The organism is Methyloligella solikamskensis (genome assembly GCF_042676065.1).
In the GTDB taxonomy this organism is placed as follows: domain Bacteria; phylum Pseudomonadota; class Alphaproteobacteria; order Rhizobiales; family Methyloligellaceae; genus Methyloligella; species Methyloligella solikamskensis.
In genome coordinates, this window is sequence record NZ_JBHTJO010000001.1 from 1 (window position 1) to 19,448 (window position 19,448).

At 64.2% G+C, this 19,448-nt stretch carries 19 protein-coding genes; 8 read left to right on the top strand and 11 right to left on the bottom strand.

Going from position 1 to position 19,448, the window contains the following annotated elements; genetic code table 11:
• Together ACFQ2F_RS00005 and ACFQ2F_RS00010 are read right to left on the bottom strand one after the other, a co-directional pair.
• Nucleotides 1-627: hypothetical protein (locus ACFQ2F_RS00005; RefSeq protein WP_449288914.1), on the bottom strand; the 627-nt coding region annotated here is incomplete at its 3' end.
• Between the two features lie 83 nt (nt 628-710).
• Nucleotides 711-2,054 carry an NAD(P)/FAD-dependent oxidoreductase gene (locus ACFQ2F_RS00010; protein ID WP_379083862.1) on the bottom strand — a complete coding sequence of 448 codons (1,344 nt, stop codon included), beginning with the start codon at nt 2,052-2,054 and terminating at the stop codon, nt 711-713.
• Between the two features lie 302 nt (nt 2,055-2,356).
• On the opposite strand from ACFQ2F_RS00010, the gene ACFQ2F_RS00015 reads away from it, so the two are divergent.
• Nucleotides 2,357-3,079 (top strand): FadR/GntR family transcriptional regulator, encoded by a 723-nt coding sequence (locus ACFQ2F_RS00015; protein WP_379083864.1) that lies wholly within the window; start codon nt 2,357-2,359, stop codon nt 3,077-3,079.
• Here ACFQ2F_RS00015 and ACFQ2F_RS00020 read toward each other — a convergent pair.
• Nucleotides 2,988-4,085 carry a GlxA family transcriptional regulator gene (locus ACFQ2F_RS00020; RefSeq protein ID WP_379083866.1) on the bottom strand — a complete coding sequence of 366 codons (1,098 nt, stop codon included), beginning with the start codon at nt 4,083-4,085 and terminating at the stop codon, nt 2,988-2,990. The genes ACFQ2F_RS00015 and ACFQ2F_RS00020 overlap by 92 nt on opposite strands.
• Nucleotides 4,086-4,175: 90 nt before the next feature.
• Between ACFQ2F_RS00020 and ACFQ2F_RS00025 the strand changes: the two genes are divergently transcribed.
• From ACFQ2F_RS00025 to ACFQ2F_RS00040, 4 genes are read left to right on the top strand one after another with little or no spacing between them, the layout of a single operon-like run.
• Nucleotides 4,176-5,426, top strand: a complete 1,251-nt coding sequence (locus ACFQ2F_RS00025) for a sarcosine oxidase subunit beta family protein (protein ID WP_379083868.1) — start codon at nt 4,176-4,178, stop codon at nt 5,424-5,426.
• 27 nt (nt 5,427-5,453) lie between these two features.
• Nucleotides 5,454-5,741, top strand: coding sequence for a sarcosine oxidase subunit delta (locus ACFQ2F_RS00030; protein WP_379083870.1), 288 nt, complete (start codon nt 5,454-5,456; stop codon nt 5,739-5,741).
• A complete protein-coding gene (locus tag ACFQ2F_RS00035) occupies nt 5,738-8,701 on the top strand; it encodes a sarcosine oxidase subunit alpha family protein (RefSeq protein WP_379083872.1) in 2,964 nt (987 codons plus the stop codon). Before ACFQ2F_RS00030 ends, ACFQ2F_RS00035 begins: the two co-directional genes overlap by 4 nt.
• Nucleotides 8,694-9,263 (top strand): sarcosine oxidase subunit gamma, encoded by a 570-nt coding sequence (locus ACFQ2F_RS00040; RefSeq protein ID WP_379083874.1) that lies wholly within the window; start codon nt 8,694-8,696, stop codon nt 9,261-9,263. Before ACFQ2F_RS00035 ends, ACFQ2F_RS00040 begins: the two co-directional genes overlap by 8 nt.
• An 82-nt stretch (nt 9,264-9,345) precedes the next feature.
• Here the strand turns inward: ACFQ2F_RS00040 and paoC are convergent, their stop codons facing one another.
• From paoC to paoA, 3 genes are read right to left on the bottom strand one after another with little or no spacing between them, the layout of a single operon-like run.
• Nucleotides 9,346-11,544 (bottom strand): aldehyde oxidoreductase molybdenum-binding subunit PaoC, encoded by a 2,199-nt coding sequence (gene paoC, locus ACFQ2F_RS00045; RefSeq protein ID WP_379083876.1) that lies wholly within the window; start codon nt 11,542-11,544, stop codon nt 9,346-9,348.
• An 18-nt stretch (nt 11,545-11,562) separates the two neighbouring features.
• Nucleotides 11,563-12,513 carry an FAD binding domain-containing protein gene (locus ACFQ2F_RS00050; protein ID WP_379083878.1) on the bottom strand — a complete coding sequence of 317 codons (951 nt, stop codon included), beginning with the start codon at nt 12,511-12,513 and terminating at the stop codon, nt 11,563-11,565.
• A complete protein-coding gene (gene paoA, locus ACFQ2F_RS00055; RefSeq protein WP_379083880.1) occupies nt 12,510-13,151 on the bottom strand; it encodes an aldehyde dehydrogenase iron-sulfur subunit PaoA in 642 nt (213 codons plus the stop codon). The genes ACFQ2F_RS00050 and paoA overlap by 4 nt, the downstream gene beginning before the upstream one ends.
• Before the next feature lie 321 nt (nt 13,152-13,472).
• Between paoA and ACFQ2F_RS00060 the strand changes: the two genes are divergently transcribed.
• Both ACFQ2F_RS00060 and ACFQ2F_RS00065 read left to right on the top strand, forming a co-directional pair.
• On the top strand, nt 13,473-14,411 hold the full coding sequence (locus ACFQ2F_RS00060; protein ID WP_379083882.1) for an XdhC family protein: 939 nt from the start codon (nt 13,473-13,475) through the stop codon (nt 14,409-14,411).
• 27 nt (nt 14,412-14,438) lie between these two features.
• Entirely contained in the window at nt 14,439-15,029 is a 591-nt protein-coding gene (locus ACFQ2F_RS00065; RefSeq protein WP_379083885.1) for a nucleotidyltransferase family protein, read from the top strand.
• Nucleotides 15,030-15,045: 16 nt separating this feature from the next.
• Here ACFQ2F_RS00065 and ACFQ2F_RS00070 read toward each other — a convergent pair whose 3' ends face one another.
• The 4 genes from ACFQ2F_RS00070 to ACFQ2F_RS00085 form a co-directional block, all read right to left on the bottom strand.
• Complete coding sequence (locus tag ACFQ2F_RS00070) at nt 15,046-15,252, bottom strand: hypothetical protein (protein ID WP_379083888.1); 207 nt, start codon at nt 15,250-15,252, stop codon at nt 15,046-15,048.
• Nucleotides 15,253-15,259: 7 nt separating this feature from the next.
• A complete protein-coding gene (locus ACFQ2F_RS00075) occupies nt 15,260-15,694 on the bottom strand; it encodes a GFA family protein (protein WP_379083891.1) in 435 nt (144 codons plus the stop codon).
• A gap of 48 nt (nt 15,695-15,742) precedes the next feature.
• The gene (nhaA, locus tag ACFQ2F_RS00080) at nt 15,743-16,951 is read right to left on the bottom strand and encodes a Na+/H+ antiporter NhaA (protein ID WP_379083893.1); all 1,209 of its coding nucleotides are present in this window, start codon (nt 16,949-16,951) and stop codon (nt 15,743-15,745) included.
• Between the two features lie 72 nt (nt 16,952-17,023).
• Nucleotides 17,024-17,233 carry a DUF465 domain-containing protein gene (locus ACFQ2F_RS00085; protein WP_379083896.1) on the bottom strand — a complete coding sequence of 70 codons (210 nt, stop codon included), beginning with the start codon at nt 17,231-17,233 and terminating at the stop codon, nt 17,024-17,026.
• Nucleotides 17,234-17,334: 101 nt separating this feature from the next.
• On the opposite strand from ACFQ2F_RS00085, the gene ACFQ2F_RS00090 reads away from it, so the two are divergent.
• A complete protein-coding gene (locus ACFQ2F_RS00090; protein ID WP_379083899.1) occupies nt 17,335-18,234 on the top strand; it encodes a hydrogen peroxide-inducible genes activator in 900 nt (299 codons plus the stop codon).
• A 67-nt stretch (nt 18,235-18,301) separates the two neighbouring features.
• On the opposite strand, the gene ACFQ2F_RS00095 is transcribed toward ACFQ2F_RS00090, so the two are convergent.
• The gene (locus ACFQ2F_RS00095; RefSeq protein ID WP_379083902.1) at nt 18,302-19,405 is read right to left on the bottom strand and encodes a hypothetical protein; all 1,104 of its coding nucleotides are present in this window, start codon (nt 19,403-19,405) and stop codon (nt 18,302-18,304) included.
• Nucleotides 19,406-19,448: the final 43 nt, after the last annotated feature.

Genomic DNA, 19,448 nt, shown 5'->3' on the forward strand with positions numbered 1-19,448 from the left:
GATGATGTCGAGGCCCATGGCGCGGGAGTACTCGATCACCTTCATGTAGACCGGGCGCAGGCTCTCGAACTGGTCGATGTGATAGCAGTAGGGGTTGGAGTAGCCGCCGTTGGGCTGGCCGTTCTCATCCTTCTTCAGCCACATCATCTCCGGCTCGGTGCCGCAGCGCAGATGCAGGCCGTGCTTCTCCTGGAAGGTCTCGTGGAGGCGGCGGAGATTGCCGCGTGAATCGGCGGTGAGGAAGGCACCCGGATCCTCACGCTCCTCGCGGTTGCGGAACAGCGTGCAGTAAAAGCGGCCGACGCGCTTGTCCCAGGGGAGCTGGCAGAAGGTGTCGGGCTCGGGGATGCCGACCAGCTCGGCGGCCTCGGGGCCGTAGCCGAAATAGTCGCCGTTGCGGTTCGTGAACAGATTGACCGTGGCGCCATAGACGAGCTGGAAGCCCTTCTTGGCGATGGACTCCCAATGGTCGGCCGGGATGCCCTTGCCGCAGATCCGGCCCGTGATCGACGGGAACTGCAGATAGAGATACTCGATCCCAAGCTCGTCGATCTGCCGGCGAACCTCTTTCACCAGCTCAGCGCGGCCGGGGGCGTCTACAAAATTCTCAATGTCCGTCTTTGACACGGGTTCCTCCCTTTATGGTCCGGCGGACCCCTGAAGGAGCACCGCCTTCTTTCATTGACTTGTCTTCGGCGCTTCCGTCGGCGTCAGCTCCAGGGGAACGGGCTGTGAGATGTCGGGTGCAGCTCGCCCTTCTCGAAGCGGTCGAAGCGGAACGGCTTCAGCAGGTCCTGCTCGTCGCCCATGACCTCGTCGGCCACGAGCCGTCCGACGCCGAGCATCTTGTAGCCGTGGTTGCTGTCGGCGATGACGGTGGCGTTCTCGTTGAAGCGGTCGAAGACCGGGAACGAGTCCGGCGTGAAGCAGCCGATGCCGCCGGATGGCTCCCGGTGATAACGGGGCATGGAGCCCTGGAAGCGCTTGTGGCAGTGGGCCAGCGCCGAGACCCACATGTGCGCGAAGTCGGGGCTGGAAACGAATTCCGGGCTCGCCGGACCGTAGGGGTCGATGGCGACCTCTTCCGCCGGGGTGGGCACCTTGTAGGGCGCCGCACCACCCTGAACACCGCCGAAATGCCAGTCGGGCTTGTAGTAGATGCCCCACATCTTGTCGGTGATCATGCTGCCGTCGACGTCGGACATCAGCGGCGCGTCGGTGTCGACGTGGATGACCGGCGGGATCTTGCCGTCATTGGTCAGCAGGGTGTCGGGATCGACCTTGAGGACGCCCTCCTCCAGCTGCCAGAAGCGCCACATATCGACGCCTTCGGCGACCTGGCCGTCGGGGCTCTTGACCCGGATCTTGGTCGGCAGGCCGAGCATGTTCCAGAAGTCTCGGACCCATGGGCCGGCGCCGACGATGAGCTGATCGCAGCCGATGGTGCCGCGGTTCGTCTTCACGGCGCGTACCGCGGGCGAGCCGCTCTCGGTGATCAGCTCCAGCACTTCGGTGCCGGTGATGATCCGGACGCCGAGATCCTCGGCCTTCTTGGCCAGGCCGTACATGGATTTTGTGTTGTTGGCGTAGCCGCCGCGCTTCTCGTGGAGCACGGAGGTGATGCCTTGCGCCTGCCAGTCGTCGAAGAACCCGCGCATGTAGTTGGCGGAGTCCTTCTCTCCTTCGATGAAGACGCTCTCATAGCCGATGGCCTGCTGCTCCCGATGGATCTGCGCGACGTCCTCGTGCATGGCCTCGCAGGAGATCTGCATGTAGCCGACCGGGTGGTAGCTGAAGGCTTTGGGGTCGCTTTCCCAGACATCGACGGAATGGGCCATGAGATTGCGCATGGCCGGCTGGAAGTAGTTGTTGCGCACCACGCCGCAGGCGATGCCCGAGGCGCCGGCGCCGATGCCGGCCTTGTCGAGAACCACGATGCGGCCCTCCACGCTTTCGCCCTTCTCTTGCAAGCGTTCGGCAAGCCGCCACGCGGCTGAAAGGCCGTGAATGCCGGCGCCGATAATTACGAACTCCGCATGCTCAGGAAACGACACTTGGATCCTCCCCATTTGGCCGTTTCAACGGTCGGTCTGGCGCTTGTCCCGCTCTGGCACCGCCGTTGAATAAACCGCAACAATGAAGATGATCCTGTCCGCATATGATCCAAAAATCAAGCAGTTTTGGTCCACTTACTGCGGAAGGAGTAGTTTAAGGCTTGTTTTGGTTCTATATTGGTACTATAGTTTTCCCTATCGGCTGATAGCTTCTGGCTATGAATCGATTGGTATGCGACAACTTGACACTAATCGGGCTAGGCTCGATCCCCCGTGGTATTGGTCCACAAATGGAATTCACTTTGGCTCAGACAGAAAACGATTTTTCCTCCGATCCGACCCGCCCCTTGGAGACTTATTCGGGCTCTGCGGACCTCGCCGCGGTGCTCCGGCGCGACATCAAGGAGGGCCGTCTCGCCTCCCATGAAAGGCTGCTTTCGGAGCGCAAGATGGCGGATCAGTTCGGGGTCGCGCGCGGAACCGTCCGGGAGGCGCTGCGCCAGCTGGTGGATGAGGGGTTGGTGGAGATCAGGCGGGGCAGCGGCGCCTATGTGATCTTCGAGCCGCCGGAGCCTTCAAACGACATCATCGAGAACGCGCGTCCGCTGGAGCTGATGGATACGCGCTTTGCGGTGGAGCCTCATATCTGCCGGCTGGCGGTGCTCCATGCCCGGCCCAAGGATCTCGCCTTTGCGGGCTCGCTCCTAGAAAAGATGGAAGCGAGCGAGAACGATCCGACCGCGTTCGCGGCGGCGGATACGGCTTTCCATACAAGGCTGGCGGAAAGCACCGGCAATTCGCTGCTGATCTGGTTTGTGGGTCAGATCAACTCCGTGCGGCATCAGCGGGAGTGGTCGATGATGCGCGAGATCACGCTGAGCGAGAACATGATCAAGGAATATAACCGGCAGCACCGGGCGATCCTGGAAGCCATCATGGCTCGCGAGCCGGAGCGGGCGGCGAATCTGATGAAGGAGCATCTGGAGACGGCGCGGCTGTCCCTGATGCGGTCCGCGGCGGCGTAGGTTCGCCCTCCTCCGGTTTCTTCGGTTTTCGAAACGCAGACGGGCTCGTGCCGAACTCGGTGCGAAACGCGGACGAGAAATGCGCCGAGTTGGCGAAGCCCGTGGCGAGGGCGATATCGGTCAGCGGCAAGGTGGATTGCTGCAGGAAATTGCGCGCAACATCAAGGCGCAGGCGCCGGTAGAAGGCCATGGTGCTGCGCCCCAGCCTTTCCCTGAAAAGACGATTGAGCTGCCGCGGGCTGGTGCCGGCAAGGGTTGCGAGCTGCGCCAGGCGCAACGGGTCGGCCACATGGTTCTCCATGGCCTCGATGGCCTGGATGACGGCCGCCTCGGTCGTGCCGTGACGTTCCACCAATCCGGACCGCTGGGGGCCGCCGGACGGGCGCACCTCCGTATGCATGAACCAATCCGAAATCGCGCGTGCGAAATCGGGCCCCTGGCGCTCGGCTAGGAGCGCGTACATCAGGTCCAGCGGCGCAGTACCGCCGGCCGAGGTGATGCGGTCGCGATCGACCACATAAAGGGTGCGCTCGATCAGAAGCTCGGGATAGATCTCGGCCAGCGCTCCGGCATGCTCCCAGTGCACGGTCATGCGGCGGCCGGCCATGACGCCTGCAAGCGCCAGGATGACTGGTCCGCCGGACACGCCGCCGAGACGTACGCCGTGTCGGCCCAGGGAGCGCAGCCAGCTGAAGCTGTGCTCGTCTTCGAAACTCACGGGATCGCCGCCCGCCACGACCAGCACCAGATCGAAATCAAAGTCGACGCCGATTTCCGCATCCGCTTCGATACGGGCACCGCTTGAGCTGGTGGCGAAGGCGCCTGCGGGCGCGGCATGGCTGATCTCGTAGACCCGCCGGCCGGCGAGCAGGTTGGCCGCCCGGAGCGGCTCTACGGCGGCCGCGTAGGACATCAGGGCGAAGCCATCGATCAGCAGAAAGCAGATTCGGTAGGCGTCGCTCTCCCTATCCGGTTCGCGATTTCCCTTTCCGTCGGCGCTGTCCATTTCCTGCAAATATCCGTCGACTTTAGAAAAGTCAATTCGTCGCATCCGATTCTAGCGTTTGGTTCGAACCAGACGGAGCGTTTGCAGTCCATGCGGTACTCAGCTTTCAAGATCCTCAGCGAAGGCCTGAAGGGCAACAAGGGTTGGACGCGCCAATGGCGCGACCCGGAGCCCCGCAAGGAATACGACGTAGTGATCGTCGGCGCCGGCGGCCACGGTCTGGCCACCGCCTACTACCTCGCCAAGGAATTCGGCATCACCAATGTGGCGGTGCTGGAAAAGGGGTGGCTGGGCTCCGGCAATATCGGCCGCAACACGACGATCATCCGCTCCAACTACCTGCTCGAAGGCAACGAGCCCTTCTACGAGTTCTCCATGAAGCTCTGGGAAGGGCTGGAGCAGGACCTGAACTACAACGCCATGGTCTCCCAGCGGGGGATCATCAATCTCTACCATAATGACGGACAGCAGGCGGCCTACTTGCGTCGCGCTAACGCCATGCGCATGGCAGGCGCCGACTCGGTCATGCTGAACAAGGAAGAGCTGCAGAAGATCTGCCCCTTCCTCGATTACGAGAACGCCCGTTTCCCCATCAAGGGCGGCATCATGCAGCCGCGCGGCGGCACGGTGCGTCATGATGCGGTGGCCTGGGGCTATGCCCGCGGCGCAGACGAGCGCGGCGTCGACATCATCCAGAACTGCGAGGTCACGGGCTTCCAGATCAAGAACGGCGTCTGCTCAGGGGTCGAGACGAGCCGCGGCCCCATCAAGGCGAAGAAGGTGGCGGTCTGCGTGGCCGGCTCCTCGAGCCGCGTGATGGAGAAGGCCGGCATCCGGCTGCCCATCGAGAGCCATGTGCTGCAGGCCTTCGTGAGCGAGGGTCTGAAGCCCATCGTGCCCGGCGTGGTGACCTTCGGCGCCGGCCATTTCTACGTCAGTCAGTCCGACAAGGGCGGCCTGGTCTTCGGCGGCGATCTCGACGGCTACAACACCTATGCCCAGCGCGGCGGTCTTCCCGTGGTGGAGGATGTCTGCGAGGGCGGCATGGCGATCATGCCGATGATCGGCCGCGCCCGCCTGCTGCGGAGCTGGGGCGGCATCATGGACATGTCCATGGACGGCTCTCCCTTCATCGACCACACGCCGGTGGACGGGCTCTATTTCAATGGCGGCTGGTGCTACGGCGGCTTCAAAGCCACGCCGGCTTCCGGCTTCTGCTACGCGCATCTCATCGCCAAGGACGAGCCTCACGAGGTGGCCACGGCCTACCGGCTCGACCGCTTCCGGCGCGGCGCGATGATCGACGAGAAGGGCATGGGCGCCCAACCGAACCTCCACTAGTCAGTACGGAACCAGGCAGATCCGACCATGATCATCGACCACCCTCTTCTCGGCCCGCGCGACTCGGCAGAGTTTGTCTATCTCGGTGACGCCTGCCTGATCGAGCGTCCGGACTGGGAAGCCGAGAATGCACAGGATGCGTTCCACGACTATCTCTATCTGCGCGACAACCCGGCGGGCGAGCATCGCGAGCTGTGGTTTCACGAGCAGGGCGACCGCTCCTGGCTGGTCGTGACGCGCAACACCCTCACCCACGAAATCACGAAGGTCGAGCTTGCCCGGGATGTCGCCCGTGCGCTCGGACGGAGCAAATGAGCGAGAACGGTTCGCGTCAGTCCAATCGTCTTTCCGGCGGCCTCGTCGATCGCGGCCGGACCCTGGGCTTCACCTTCAACGGCACCCGCTATCAGGGCTTCGAAGGCGACACGGTCGCCTCGGCTCTGGTGGCCAACGGCGTGAAGCTTGTCGGCCGGTCGTTCAAGTATCACCGGCCGCGGGGCATTCTGACAGCGGGCTCCGAAGAGCCGAATGCGCTGCTCACCATAGGAGAGGGCGCGTGGACGGAGCCCAACACCCGCGCTACGGTGGCGGAGCTCTATGACGGGCTTGCCGCAAAGAGCCAGAACCATCGCGGACCGCTCGGCTTCGACGTGATGGCGGTGAACGACTTCCTGTCGCCGTTCCTGTCGGCCGGCTTCTACTACAAGACATTCATGTGGCCTCGCTCCTTCTGGGAGAAGGTCTACGAGCCGCTGATCCGGAACTCCGCGGGCCTTGGCGCGCTTTCCGGCGAGCCGGACCCCTCGACCTACGACAAGGGTTTTCTCCATTGCGACGTGCTGGTGATCGGCGCCGGTCCTGCAGGGCTGATGGCGGCCAAGACCGCGGCACTTTCTGGCGCGCGGGTCATCCTGGCCGATGAAGATTTCCGCCTCGGCGGCAGGCTGAACTCCGAGACCTACGAGATCGACGGACAGCCCGGTGCCGAGTGGGCGAAAGAGATCGTCCGCGAGCTTTCGGAGATGGACAATGTGCGGGTGATGCCGCGCACGACCGTCTACGGATCCTACGATCACGGCATCTACGGCGCGCTGGAACGTGCCGGCGACCATCTGCCTGAGAATGGCGGCAAGCCGCGGCAGATCCTGTGGCGCATCTATTCCAAGCGCGCGATCCTGTGCGCCGGCGCTATCGAGCGTCCCATCGCTTTCGGCGACAACGACCGGCCGGGAATCATGCTGGCGAGCGCGGTGCGCTCCTACGTGAACCGCTGGGCCGCGGCGCCGGGCAAGCGGATCGCCATCTTCACCACCAATGACGACGGGTGGCGGACAGCTTCGGATCTGGCCTCCAAGGGCATCGAGATCGCGGCGGTGATCGACCCGCGAACCGGGACCGCGCCCTATCAGATTCCGAACGCGCAGATCTTCATGGGCGATGCGGTCGCCGGCACCTATGGCCGGAAAGGCATCACCCAGATCGCGCTGGCGGGCGGGCGCGAGATCCCGGTCGATTGCCTCGCGGTCTCCGGCGGCTGGAGCCCCAATCTGCAGCTCACCTGCCATCAGCGCGGCCGCCCCGCCTGGCGGGAGGATATCGCTGCCTTCGTGCCGGACCAGGGGATGCCCGTCGGCATGAGCGTGGCGGGCGCCGCCAATGGCGGGCTTTCGCTTCAGTCGGCCCTGACCGAAGGGCTGGCCCAGGCCAACGCGGCCCTGAAGGATCTCGGCTTCAAGACGGGCCCGCAGGCCGCGCCCAAATCCGACGACGAGCAGATCGCGGTGACGCCCTTCTTCTACGTGAAGGAAAGCACGTCGCGCGCCTGGGTCGATCAGCAGAACGACGTCACGGTCAAGGACGTGAAGCTGGCCCATCAGGAAGGCTTCCAGTCCGTCGAGCATCTGAAGCGTTACACCACGCTCGGCATGGCGACCGATCAGGGCAAGACGGCCAATGTGGTCGGCCTCGCGATCATGGCCGACCAGCGGGGCATCAGCATTCCCGAAGCCGGCACGACCATCTTCCGCCCGCCCTATACGCCTGTGCCGATTGGCGCGCTTGCGGGGCGTGCGCGGGGCAAGGAGTTCCGTCCCTACCGCCTGACGCCGAGCCATAGCTGGGCCGAGGAGCAAGGCGCCTCCTTCGTGGAGGTCGGCATGTGGATGCGGGCCCAGTATTTCCCGAAACCCGGCGACAAGAGCTGGCGCGAGACGGTCGACCGTGAGGTCGAGACCACGCGCAACTCGGTTGGCATCTGCGATGTGACCACGCTCGGCAAGATCGACATTCAGGGCCGCGACGCCGCGGAGTTCCTGAACCGGGTTTACATCAACGGTTTCGCCAAGCTGGCGGTGGGCAAGACCCGTTATGGCATGATGCTACGCGAGGACGGCATAGCCGTGGATGACGGGACCACCGCCCGGCTTGGCGAAACGCATTACGTGATGACCACGACGACGGCGAATGCCGGGCCGGTGTTCCGCCATCTGGAGTTCTGCCGCCAATGCCTGTGGCCGGATCTGGACGTGCATCTGATCTCGACCACGGACGGCTGGGCACAGTTTGCCGTGGCCGGCCCGAACTCGCGCAAGCTTCTCCAGAAGGTCGTCGATTCCGACACGGATCTTTCCAATGAAGGCTTCCCCTTCATGGCGTGCTCGGAGATCACGGTCTGCGGCGGCACGCCCGGGCGTCTGTTCCGCATCTCGTTCTCCGGCGAGCTCGCCTACGAGATTGCGGTGCCGGCCCGTTATGGCGATGCGCTGATCCGCGCGCTCATCAAGGCTGGCGAGGAATTCGGGGCGGCGCCTTACGGCACCGAAGCGCTGGGCGTGATGCGTATCGAGAAGGGCCATGCGGCGGGCGCAGAGCTGCCCGGCACGACCACGGCCCAGAATCTCGGCATGGGCGGCATGATCTCCAAGAAGAAAGACTGCATTGGCAACACGCTTTCCGAGCGGCCCGAGCTCAATCGCGAGGATGGCCTGCGGCTCGTCGGCTTCCGCCCGGTGGATCGCGGTCAGCAGCTCAAGGCCGGCTGGCACTTCCTGTCCAAGGGGTCGCCCGCCGACATGGCCCATGACGAGGGGTGGATGACGTCGGTCGCCTTCTCCCCGTCCCTCGGCCATTCCATCGGCCTCGGCTTCATCAAGAGCGGCAGCGACCGCATGGGCGAGATCGTCCGCGCTGTGAGCCCCGCGACCAATGTCGACATCGAGGTGGAGATTGTCTCGCCTCACTTCATCGATCCCGAAGGAGAGCGTCTCCGTGTCTGACACTGCACTCTATTCCACGCCCGCGCTGGACGGGTATCGCGCCGAGACGGACGGGCTTCTCGTCGAGGAGCTGACCCGGCTCGCAATCGTCTCCATCGCCACGCCGCTCGGCGGCGACAAGGCTTTGGCGGATGCGTTCCAGAAGAGCTTCGGTGCGGACGTGCCGGAAACCGGACGCGTGACCGTCTCGAAAGACGGCAAGATCCGATTCCTCGGCATGGCGCCGGGACAGGTCTTCGCGGTGTTCAATCACGACGGGCCGGACGCTGAAGCGCGGCTCGCCAAAGAGTTCTCCGACGCCGCCTATACGACGGATCAGACCGATGTCTGGGTCGCGCTGCGGGTGGCGGGCACCGAGGTCGTCTCGGTTCTGGAGCGGATCTGCCCGCTCGATCTCCACAAGGACGCCTTCCCGGCTGACCGCTGCGCCCGCACGGTGATGGAGCATATGGCGGCGATCGTCCTGCGGGACGGCGAGGACGGGTTCGCGCTGCTCACCGCCCGCTCATCGGCGCGTTCCTTCCTGCATGCCGTGGAAGTCTCGATCGAAAACGTTCTCTAGCTGGCTTGTTTGAAAGTCAGGCTCCCTCCGACTAACTGGGCTCTTCGCGTATCGAGGGCCCAGTTTTTTTGTCTGGAGTCGCCTACGCCAGCCGGCCGAGATGGTTCTCCAGGGTAATGGGATAATCGCGGGTGCGGATGCCTGTCGCGTTGTAGATCGCGTTGGCAATAGCAGCGCCCACACCGCACAGCCCCAGCTCGCCGACACCCTTCGCCTTCATAGGCGAGGAGTACGGATCCACATCATCGATGAAGGTGACCTCCTGATGCGGGATGTCGGCGTGGACCGGCACCTCGTAATTCGCCAGATCGTGGTTCACGAAGAAACCGAAGCGGGTGTCCACGGCGAGATGCTCCATCAGCGCCGCGCCGGCGCCCATGGTCATAGCGCCGATCACCTGGCTGCGGGCCGCTTTCGGATTGAGGATGCGTCCAGCGGAGCAGACGGCGACCATCCGGTCGATGCGCGGAACGCCGGTGAAGCGGTTCACCGACATCTGGACGAAGTGGCTGGCGAAGGTCGCCTGCTGATACTTCTTGTCGACATCGGCGTATTCGATGGCGTCCTCACCGACGAGCTCGCCATCGGCGGTCGCCTCGGTGAGCGGCACGCTCTTGTTGCCCAGATGAATCCTGCCGTTGGTGAAGTTCGCCTTCTGGGGATCGAGGCCGACCTTCTCGGCCGCCTGCTCGCGCAGCTTCACGCAAGCCGCATAGACGCCGGCGGTGGAGTTGTTGGCGCCCCACTGGCCGCCGGAGCCGGCGGAGATCGGGAAATCAGAATCGCCCAGGGTCACCTTCACCTTCTCAAGAGGCAGGCCCATCATCTCGGCCGCCGTCTGGGCGAGGATGGTGTAGGTGCCCGTGCCGATATCGGTCATGTCGGTCTCGACGCTCACGACGCCGTCCTTGCCGAGACGCACGCGGGCGGCGGACTTCATCAAAATATTGCCTCGGTAGCCCGCGGCCATGCCCATGCCGACCAGCCAGTCGCCGTCGACGGTCTTGCCCGGTGTGGCGCTGCGCTTGTCCCAGCCGAAGGCTTCCGCGCCCTGGCGCAAGCACTCCACGAAGTTGCGCCGTGAGAACGGCCGGTCGGGATCCATGGGATCGACTTGGGTGTCGTTCACGATGCGGAACTCGACCGGATCCATACCCAGCTTCTCGGCCATCTCGTCCATGGCGATCTCGAGCGCCATGAGCCCGGGCGCTTCGCCCGGCGCACGCATGGCGTTGCCTTCCGGCATGTTCAGCTCCGCCAGACGCAGGGCGACCTTACGGTGAGCGCCCGCATAGAAGACCTTGGTCTGATTGACCGCCTCTTCCGGCTTGCCGCCCGGCAGGTTGCCAGAGGTGCTTTCATGGGCGATGGCCGTCAGGCGACCGTCCTTGGATGCGCCGAGGCGGATGCGCTGGATCGTTGCAGGACGATGGGTCGTGTTGTTGGCGATGAGCGGACGCTGCAGGGCCACCTTCACGGGCCGCCCGGACTGGCGTGCGCCGATGGCCGCGATCACCACGTCGGAGCGGATGAAGAGCTTTGAGCCGAAACCGCCACCGAGGAAGGGGGAATCCAGGCGGACTTTCTCCTGAGGGATCTTCAGTGCGTTGGCGAGGTCGCGCTTGCCCCACTGAATCATCTGGTTGGACGTCCAGACCGTGAGCTTGTCGCCGTCCCAATTGGCGATGGTCGCGTGGGGCTCCATCATCGCGTGGGTTTCGGCGGGCGTGCGATAGGTGGCGTCGGTGGTGACCTCAGCACTCTCGAAGGCTTTGTCGAAATCGCCATGGCGCTCGACCAGGTCTTCGCCCTCGGGACCTTTCGCATAGTCCGCAGAGTCGGCCTGGGCCTCTAGGTCGAATGTACCGTCGTTCCGCTTGTAATCGACCTCGATGAGATTGGCGGCGGCGCGGGCCTCCTCGAAAGTCTCCGCCACCACCAGAGCGATTGCCTGGTGATAATGGTCGATCTTGGCGCCACCGAAGAGGTTGGCCGTGTTTTGGGGGCCCAGAGGCGCAGGCTCGTAATCGAGGGTCGACACCACGTCGATAACGCCCGGGGCTTGCTTGGCCTTGCTCACATCCATGGACCGGATGCGGCCCGTGGCGATAGACGAGCCCAGGATGTAGCCATAGGCCTGGTTCGGCACCACGTCGTGGCGCTCGTAGGCGTACGGCGCATTACCGGTAACCTTGAGCGGGCCGTCGATCCGGTCCGTCGGCTTGCCGATCACCTTCTGCCGGTCGATCGGATTACGAGATGCGGGTGTGTCGAACAGCATGAGCCTAGCTCCTTAAGCCTAGCTTTTGGCCTTCTCGATCACCGATGCGAGCGTGCGCTCGACGAGCGGGACCTTGAATGCATTGTGTCGGGTGGTCTTGGCGCCATCGGTCAGCACGCGGGCGACCGCGGCAGCCCCTTCGGGTAGCGCCGCATCGGCTTCCGGCTTCCGCCAGGGCTTGGGCGCGATGCCGCCGATGGCGACCCGGCCGGTGCCGTCGGGCTGGATGATGGCGGCCACAGACACCAGAGCGAAGGCGTAGGACGCCCGGTCGCGGACCTTGTGATAGAAATGCTTGCCGCCCACTGGCGGAGGCAGGATCACCGCGGTGATCAGCTCGCCGGGGTTGAGGGCGTTCTCGTCCTCGGGCGTATCGCCGGGCAGCTTATGAAACTCTTCCAGCGGGATCTGGCGGGTTTCGCCATCGGGGCCGATCGTCTCCACCACCGCATCGAGGACGCGCATGGCGATCGCCATGTCACCTGGATAAGTGGCGATGCAGCTATCGCTCACGCCGACGATGCCAAGCTGACGGCTGTAGCCGCCGATGGCCGCGCAGCCCGATCCGGGCTCGCGCTTATTGCACGGCATGTTGGTGTCGTAGAAGTAAGGGCAGCGGGTCCGCTGGAGCAGATTGCCGCCGGTGGTCGCCTTGTTGCGAAGCTGACCGGAGGCGCCCGCGACGAGGGCGCGGCTGAGTACGGAATAGTCGCGCATCACGCGCTTGTCGGCGGCGAGGTCCGTGTTGCGGACCAGGGCGCCGATCCTGAGACCGCCCTCCTCCGTCTCGGTGATCTCGTCGAGACCGAGACCGTTCACATCGATCAGGTGGGCGGGCGTCTCGACCTCGAGTTTCATCAGGTCGATCAGATTGGTGCCGCCGGCGATGAATTTGGCCTCCTTGCGCGCCATGGCCGCGACGGCGGCATCCTGTGGCGTGGAGGCGCGTTCGTAGGTGAAGGTCTTCATGCGGGGACTCCTGCAACTTCAGCCATGGCCTCGGCGATGTTGGAATAGGCACCGCAGCGGCAGATATTGCCGCTCATGCGCTCGCGCATCTCCATGTTGGTGAAGCCGGGCTTGGCCATGAGATCCTCGGTGACGTGGCTCGGGACGCCGGCCTCGATCTCCTTCAGAGTGGCGACGGCGGAGCAGATCTGGCCGGGGGTGCAGTAGCCGCACTGATAACCGTCATGCTTGATGAAGGCGGCCTGCATGGGATGCAGATCGTCCGGCGTGCCGAGGCCTTCGATGGTGGTGACTTCGTCGCCCTCATGCATGACGGCGAAGCTGAGACAGGAATTGATCCGCTCGCCGTTGACGAGAACCGTGCAGGCGCCGCATTGGCCGTGATCGCAGCCCTTCTTGGTGCCGGTCAGCTTCAGATGCTCCCGGAGCGCATCCAGCAGGGTGGTGCGGGTATCGACATCGATGTCGCGCGTCTCGCCATTCACCTTGAGACTGACGCCGCTGCGGGACGGTGTCGGAATATTCGTCGACTTCGTGATCTGCTTTGCCGCTCCCGGCGTCGCCATGAGCGCGGTGAAGGCCACGCTGCCAGCGAGAAAGCTCCGTCGGGAAAGTGGGAAAGACTGTCGTAGATTCATGGATCTCGCTCCGGCCTAGGGACTTGATGGGATGAGCCGATCCCATGCATGTAATGAAAGAATTTCAATGCGGTAGGTGAAACCATCCGGCCGCAGTTTGGTTCGATGGCCGTAGCAATACAAGGGAGCGACCCGAGGTCGCGCTTGGATCCGGCGCTCCAAGACCGACCTAAGACGATATCCTGCAACCGATATTTTCGGCTTGAATCCGCGGCCCGCGACGCCCGAAGAGCGGTCCCTGAAACGCGGTACAACCCCCGACTTCAGCGCCGGTCATTTTTCTTCCCGCGTGGCCCGCAGCCGCCGACAAAAAAGGACTTCATGAACGCGTTTTCCGATCTCTTGCGCTTTCTTCTCCACGCCACCGAGCACGGCGAGCGCACAGCGCTGGTGACGATCACCGACGTGATCGGCAGCTCTCCGCGCGCGCCGGGCACCCATATGGGGGTGACCGAGAGCAGCGCCTATTTCGGCTCGGTCTCCGGCGGCTGCGTGGAGGCGGCGGTGGCCACGGAGGCGGTCCGCATCATGAAGTCGGGACGCGCGGAGGAGATCCGGTTCGGCCGGGGTTCGCCCTTCATGGATATCCGCCTACCTTGCGGCGGCGGCATCGATCTCCTGTTCACGCCGCAGCCCTCTGCGCAGGTGCTGGCCGAGGCGCTGCGCCGTCATGAGGACCGGCGCCCCCTGGCCCTGGCGCTGGGCCGGGACGGAAGTCTCGAGCTGGTCGAGCAGAACGGCGCCGGGAGCGTCTGGCACGGCGACGTCTTCTTTGCTTCCCACCGGCCGCGGCTGAAGCTGTGCGTGTTTGGGCGCGGGGCAGAGGTCCGGTCGCTCTTGCAGCTTGCGCCGGGGCTCGGGGTGGATCTCTGCATCGCGACTCCGGAAGAAGAGCTGATCGCGGCGGCGGAGGCGGCAGGCGCTCAGGCCCATCACCTCATATCGCGAGAGAGTCCGCCTGGGTTCACGATCGATCAGGACACCGCGGTGGTGATGCTGTTCCACGATCACGGTTGGGAGCTGGATATTCTGGAGCAGGTGCTGCCCCATCCGGCGCTGCTCATCGGCGCCATGGGAAGCCGCCGCACCCATGCGGACCGGCTGGCGGAATTGCGGGCGCGCGGTGTCGACGAGGCCATGCTGGAGAAGGTGGTTGGACCGATCGGCCTTATCCCCTCGACGCGGGATCCCCAGACCCTGGCGCTGTCCGTGCTTGCTCAAGTCGTGGAGCGCTATAATGCGGCGGCGTCCAGCCGGTAGCGGTCTGGCGCGTAGCGAAAGCCCGACATGACAACTTCGCCCTTCATCGCAATCCTTGCCGCGGGCCGCGCCAGCCGCTTCGGCAAGCCGAAACTGGATGCGCCGCTGGCAGGCAGGCCCGTCGGACACTGGGTGCTGGAGGCGGTCTCATCGGCGGGACTCCCGCCCGGCGTTGTGGTGGTCGGTCCGACACCGCCGGACTTTCTCCAGGCGTGGCCAGACTGGGAGAGGCTGGAGAACCCCGATCCTGGAAGAGGGCTCGGGTCTTCGCTAGCGATTGCCGCGCAGGAAGCCGCGACGCAGGAAGCGGATGCGATGCTCGTACTGCTCGCCGATATGCCGCTGCTCGACCCGGTGTTTCTCAACGAACTCGCCTCCGCCGAAACCCCTGCCGCAACGATACAAGACGACGGACGACCCGGAGCCCCGGCTCTGCTGCCCCGCTCTTCCTATGAAGCGCTGCAGGCGCTCGACGGGGATCGCGGCGCAGGGAAGCTGCTCGCCCAAGCGCCGGGACTTACCCTCCTTAGGCCACCTACCGGCATGCTGATCGATATCGACCGGCCGGAGGATTTGGCCCGCGCGGAAGCGGAGCTTGCTTCGCGCGCCAAGCGTTGAGCGCCAAGTCGTCGTTTCAGCAGCCGCCGAAATTCTCGGTTTCGGAGCGATGGGAGGTGGGGCGGAATTCCCAGCTCTGAGCGCCGGACGGAAGGTCGGTTAGCTTCGATGCGATCCGCCAATCCTCGCCTTCCCGATAGACATAGACCGGCTTCGACTGGGCATCGGCCTGTCGCACGGCTTCGGTGCATATTTCAGAGGGTGGCTGGCCGGAAACGGACATGGCGCGCTCAGAGGGGGTTGCCGCGCATGGTGCCGGGAAACTGCGGAAGATCGTCTTCGATCTCGTAATAGTCGCCTTTCTCGGCGACGAAGATGTGCCGCACGGTCTGCAGCCCGGTCGGTGGGTCCAGGGTGCCGGCGGCGATTGCGATGGAGGAGCCCTCCGCCGGGTCCCAGAACAGGCTCCCCCCGCAAACCGTGCAGAAGCCCCGGCGCGCTTTCTCCGAAGATCGATACCAGCGGAGGCCAGTCTCCTCGGTCAGGACGAGGTCCTCTCTTTCCGCGGAGGTGTAGCCGATGAAGTGGCCGTGGGTCTGGCGGCATTGGACGCAGTGGCAATTCACCACCGGGCGCAATGTCCCCCGCACCTCATACCGCACGCTGCCGCAAAGGCAGTGGCCGGTCTTTACGTCTGCTCTTGCGGTGCTCGTACCGTCCGCCACGCTTTCCTCCCTTAACCGATGGGAAAAGCGTAACGCGCAAGGCGGCTTCTATGAAGCCTGAGTGTGTCCAACTGGTCGCTCGGCGACTGTCCTGGGTGATGCGGTGGCGAGCACTGTCACGCCGATCACGGCGGATATCAGCGACCCGGTCAGCACACCCATCTTTACCGCGTCGATCTGATCTGCATCGGTAAAGGCAAGACCGCCGATGAACAGGCTCATGGTGAACCCGATACCGGCAAGGCAGGCGAGACCGTAGACGTGCCGCCACGTCACGTCGGGTGGCAGGGTCGCCAACCTCGTTTTCGCAGCGATCCAGCAAGCGCCGAAGACGCCGATCTGCTTGCCGAGGACGAGACCGGCGGCGATGCCCAGCGAAAGCGGTGCGAGCAGCGCTTCGAGCCCGGCACCAGCGAACGACACACCCGCATTGGCGAAAGCGAAGATGGGCAGGATCAGGAAGGCCACCCACGGATGAAGTGCGTGTTCCAGCCGCTCCAGCGGACGTTCGTCGCCGGTCGCGATGGGCACGAACATCGCCGTCACGACACCCGCCAGCGTCGCGTGGACGCCTGACTTGAGCACGCAGATCCACAAGAATGCGCCAAGCAAGAAATAAGGGATCGTCCGCGCCACGCCCAGCCGGTTCAACAGCAGCATGCCCACTGCGGGAACGAGCGCGAGTGCAAGCGCACTGAGGTTCATGTTTTCGGTATAGAAGAGCGCGATGATCGCGATTGCGCCGATGTCGTCGATGATAGCGATCGCCAGCAGCAAAGCCTTCAGTGCCACGGGCACACGGCTGCCAAGTAGCGCGAGAAGGCCGAGTGCAAAAGCGATATCGGTGGCAGCCGGGATTGCCCAGCCGTCGAGGTTCTCCGGGGATCCGGTATTGAACGCGACGAAGACCAATGCGGGCACGATCATGCCACCCAGCGCGGCATAGACGGGCAGCGAGGCTTGCTTCCAGCTCCTCAACTGCCCGGTCACGATCTCGCGCTTCACTTCCAACCCGATCAGGAAGAAGAACAGCGCCATCAGCCCGTCGTTGATCCAAAGCAGCAACGGCTTGTCGATCGCGACGAGATTGCCCGCGGTGAAGCTAACCGGCGTGGCGAGGACGCTTTCGTAGCTGCCGAGCAAGGGCGAATTGGCAATGCCGAGAGCGATCGCGGCGGCGGCGATCAGTACGATGCCGCCTGCGCTCTCGCCGCCGATAAACTCGATCAAGCGCTCGGTAGGAGTGGGTTGGGTCATTGGAATTGAGTCATGGGAAAAAGGGCGACGATCCGATTCGGGGGGTGGGGGCGAGGATCGTCGCCCGGAGGGTCAGCTTGCGAAGCTGCGCCCATAATAGTGCCGCTGAAGCGCTGCGATCTTGTCCTTCAGGCGGAGGCGGAGACGCTTCATCGCCTTCAGCTCCTCGCGCGCACCGGGCGCCTTGGTGGTATCGATCAGCCTGTTGAGCGCACGGTGCTCCCGCAAGAGCTTGCGCAGGTGGGGAATCATGATTTTTTCGTCGGGGGTCGTTCGGGCCATCACACTCTCCATCCTTCGATGGAAGGACAATGCGGCTTTCGAACGCGATAATCCAATTCGAACTATTGCCTCGCCTCGATAAAGTTCTCTAATGAGAACTGATGTTCACGCTCAAGCAGATTGAGATCTTCGTCCGGCTCGCTGAGACCGGCAATATGGGCGAAGCGGCGACTGCGCTCGGACTGACGCAACCCGCATTGAGCCATCAATTGCGCGCGCTCGAACACCGCCTGGGTCTTCAGCTGTTCGAAAGAGTGCCGAAGGGTATGCAGCTCACGCCGAGCGGACGTGAGCTTATCGCCGCAGCCCGCGGCGTTCTCAGCGCGACGCGCGACTTCGGCGACGCGGCCGATTATGTCGCGGCCAAGCCCGCCGGGTCGATCCGGTTCGGGGTCACTCCAACGCTCGGCCCATATTTGATGCCGCGTGTCATCAAGGTCCTGCACAAGCGCTATCCGGAGCTGCGCCTCTTGATCCGGGAGGGCATTCCGGCGCTGCAGCAAGCCAAACTCGCGGCAGGCGAGCTCGACATGCTTCTGTCGCCCATGCCGATTGACGGAAGGGGCGTGCACATCGAGCCGCTGTTCCGCGAACCCTTACGCATTGTGGCGCCGCCCGACGATCCGCTGCTGGCATCGGAGAAATTGCGAAACGAGGACTTCGAGGGCAGGACGTTCCTAACCCTCGATCACCGCCACCATTATCACCGCCAGCTCGAAGCTATCTGTGAGGCGTTGGGCGCCAAGATTTCGGCCGACTACGAGGGCACCAGCCTCGACGCGTTGCAACAGATGGCGGGTTCGGGCGCCGGTCTTGCGCTGTTGCCCGAACTCTATATCCGCTCGGGTGCGGGCGGTCTCGACGTCGTCAGAATCGCCGAGCCGGAAGGCTGGTCGGAGTATCGAAGCGTCGCCGCCGCATGGCGGTCAGGCGCTGCCTACGCCGAGCTGTACGCTGAAGTCGCTCACGTCATCGCTGAAGAAGGGCGGCTGAAGAGCTAAACCGCCCTGGCGGCGGTTCCGCTCGAACGCTCTGCTTGTAGCCTGACCAACCGAGAGACTGGCGCACTCACGCAATCCGGATGGATTCGATCATGGCGTCGACCGCTCGCTGAACGTCGGGCTGATCCAGGCGGGCCATGGCGATGATCTCGACATACATGTGGCCTTGGCCGAGCCAGGCATGCCGCGTGGCGACCGGCTGGGCCACTTTGCCGAAGCCGGCGAGATTGGCGCCCGCCGGCATCTGCCTGACCAAGGAGAACCCGTGCAGACCGCCGAGGGACAGATCCTTCGTCGTCTTCAGAACCTTCAGCTTGTAGATCTCGGCCCAGGGGTCGTTGAGCACCTCGTCGAGGGTCTTGGTCAGAGGCTCCTGGCGGATGGTGAGGGTCAGCCCTGAATCCGGTGCGCCGCGCACGATGAGGTTGTTCCAGCCTGCGCCGTCCCGATAGGGCTGCTCCTCGCCGGGGCGGATGAGGGTCTCCAGCAAGGTCACCCCGAAGATTCTCAGCGGGCCGATACGGTCGTTGCTCATAGTCGCGGCCCAGGCGGCGGGCACGTCGATGGTGACGCCCGTGCGGTCATGGTGGATGCGCCGGATCGCATCGGGAACCTCGCTATCGCCGGCGCTTGGCTCAGCCGCCGTTGCCGGCTTCGACTCAGCCTTCAGGAACTCGGCAGCACTTTCGCCAGCCCAGCGGGAGAACCCATCCCGCCACGCCTCAAGGGTGCGCAGCATATCTTCCGGATTGTCGAGCCCATGAAAGCCGGGATGGCGGCGCTCGCGTTTTCGATTCCTCCAGCGCATGTCCGGATCGAGCGCCCGCCACCAGACGGCATCGGCGCTGATCTTGAATTCGCGGATTTCGCCAGGCTTCAACGACCGCATCAGCTTATCGCCACGGATGGAGAGAACCCGCCTGTCGGTGATCGCATAGGCCCAGTTGGCACCCCTCTCGTTCCAGAGATTGCTGAAGATCACCAGCGCCGGCCCGACGACTACGAGCGCGAGAAGAATGCGTGTCCCGGAGAGCGGTTCACCGGGAATGGAGATGTAGTTGTCCAGGGCGCCGTAGGCTGCAAGGCCACCGCCTGCGATGAATGCCAGACAGACGGCCATGCCCACCGGCGACAGGAAGGTGTTCGGCCGCGGCGCGCCCTGCCAGAGCACAGTCTCGCCGTCCTCCAGATGCTTCGTGATGCGCGGGTTGAGA

What these genes read in the sequence shown, in the direction of transcription:
- ACFQ2F_RS00020 (WP_379083866.1), bottom strand. Translation starts at nt 4,085, where the DNA reads ATGGACAGCGCCGACGGAAAGGGAAATCGCGAACCGGATAGGGAGAGC.
- ACFQ2F_RS00025 (WP_379083868.1), top strand. Translation starts at nt 4,176, where the DNA reads ATGCGGTACTCAGCTTTCAAGATCCTCAGCGAAGGCCTGAAGGGCAAC.
- ACFQ2F_RS00030 (WP_379083870.1), top strand. Translation starts at nt 5,454, where the DNA reads ATGATCATCGACCACCCTCTTCTCGGCCCGCGCGACTCGGCAGAGTTT.
- ACFQ2F_RS00035 (WP_379083872.1), top strand. Translation starts at nt 5,738, where the DNA reads ATGAGCGAGAACGGTTCGCGTCAGTCCAATCGTCTTTCCGGCGGCCTC.
- paoC (WP_379083876.1), bottom strand. Translation starts at nt 11,544, where the DNA reads ATGCTGTTCGACACACCCGCATCTCGTAATCCGATCGACCGGCAGAAG.
- ACFQ2F_RS00050 (WP_379083878.1), bottom strand. Translation starts at nt 12,513, where the DNA reads ATGAAGACCTTCACCTACGAACGCGCCTCCACGCCACAGGATGCCGCC.
- paoA (WP_379083880.1), bottom strand. Translation starts at nt 13,151, where the DNA reads ATGAATCTACGACAGTCTTTCCCACTTTCCCGACGGAGCTTTCTCGCT.
- ACFQ2F_RS00060 (WP_379083882.1), top strand. Translation starts at nt 13,473, where the DNA reads ATGAACGCGTTTTCCGATCTCTTGCGCTTTCTTCTCCACGCCACCGAG.
- ACFQ2F_RS00065 (WP_379083885.1), top strand. Translation starts at nt 14,439, where the DNA reads ATGACAACTTCGCCCTTCATCGCAATCCTTGCCGCGGGCCGCGCCAGC.
- ACFQ2F_RS00070 (WP_379083888.1), bottom strand. Translation starts at nt 15,252, where the DNA reads ATGTCCGTTTCCGGCCAGCCACCCTCTGAAATATGCACCGAAGCCGTG.
- nhaA (WP_379083893.1), bottom strand. Translation starts at nt 16,951, where the DNA reads ATGACCCAACCCACTCCTACCGAGCGCTTGATCGAGTTTATCGGCGGC.
- ACFQ2F_RS00085 (WP_379083896.1), bottom strand. Translation starts at nt 17,233, where the DNA reads ATGGCCCGAACGACCCCCGACGAAAAAATCATGATTCCCCACCTGCGC.
- ACFQ2F_RS00090 (WP_379083899.1), top strand. Translation starts at nt 17,335, where the DNA reads ATGTTCACGCTCAAGCAGATTGAGATCTTCGTCCGGCTCGCTGAGACC.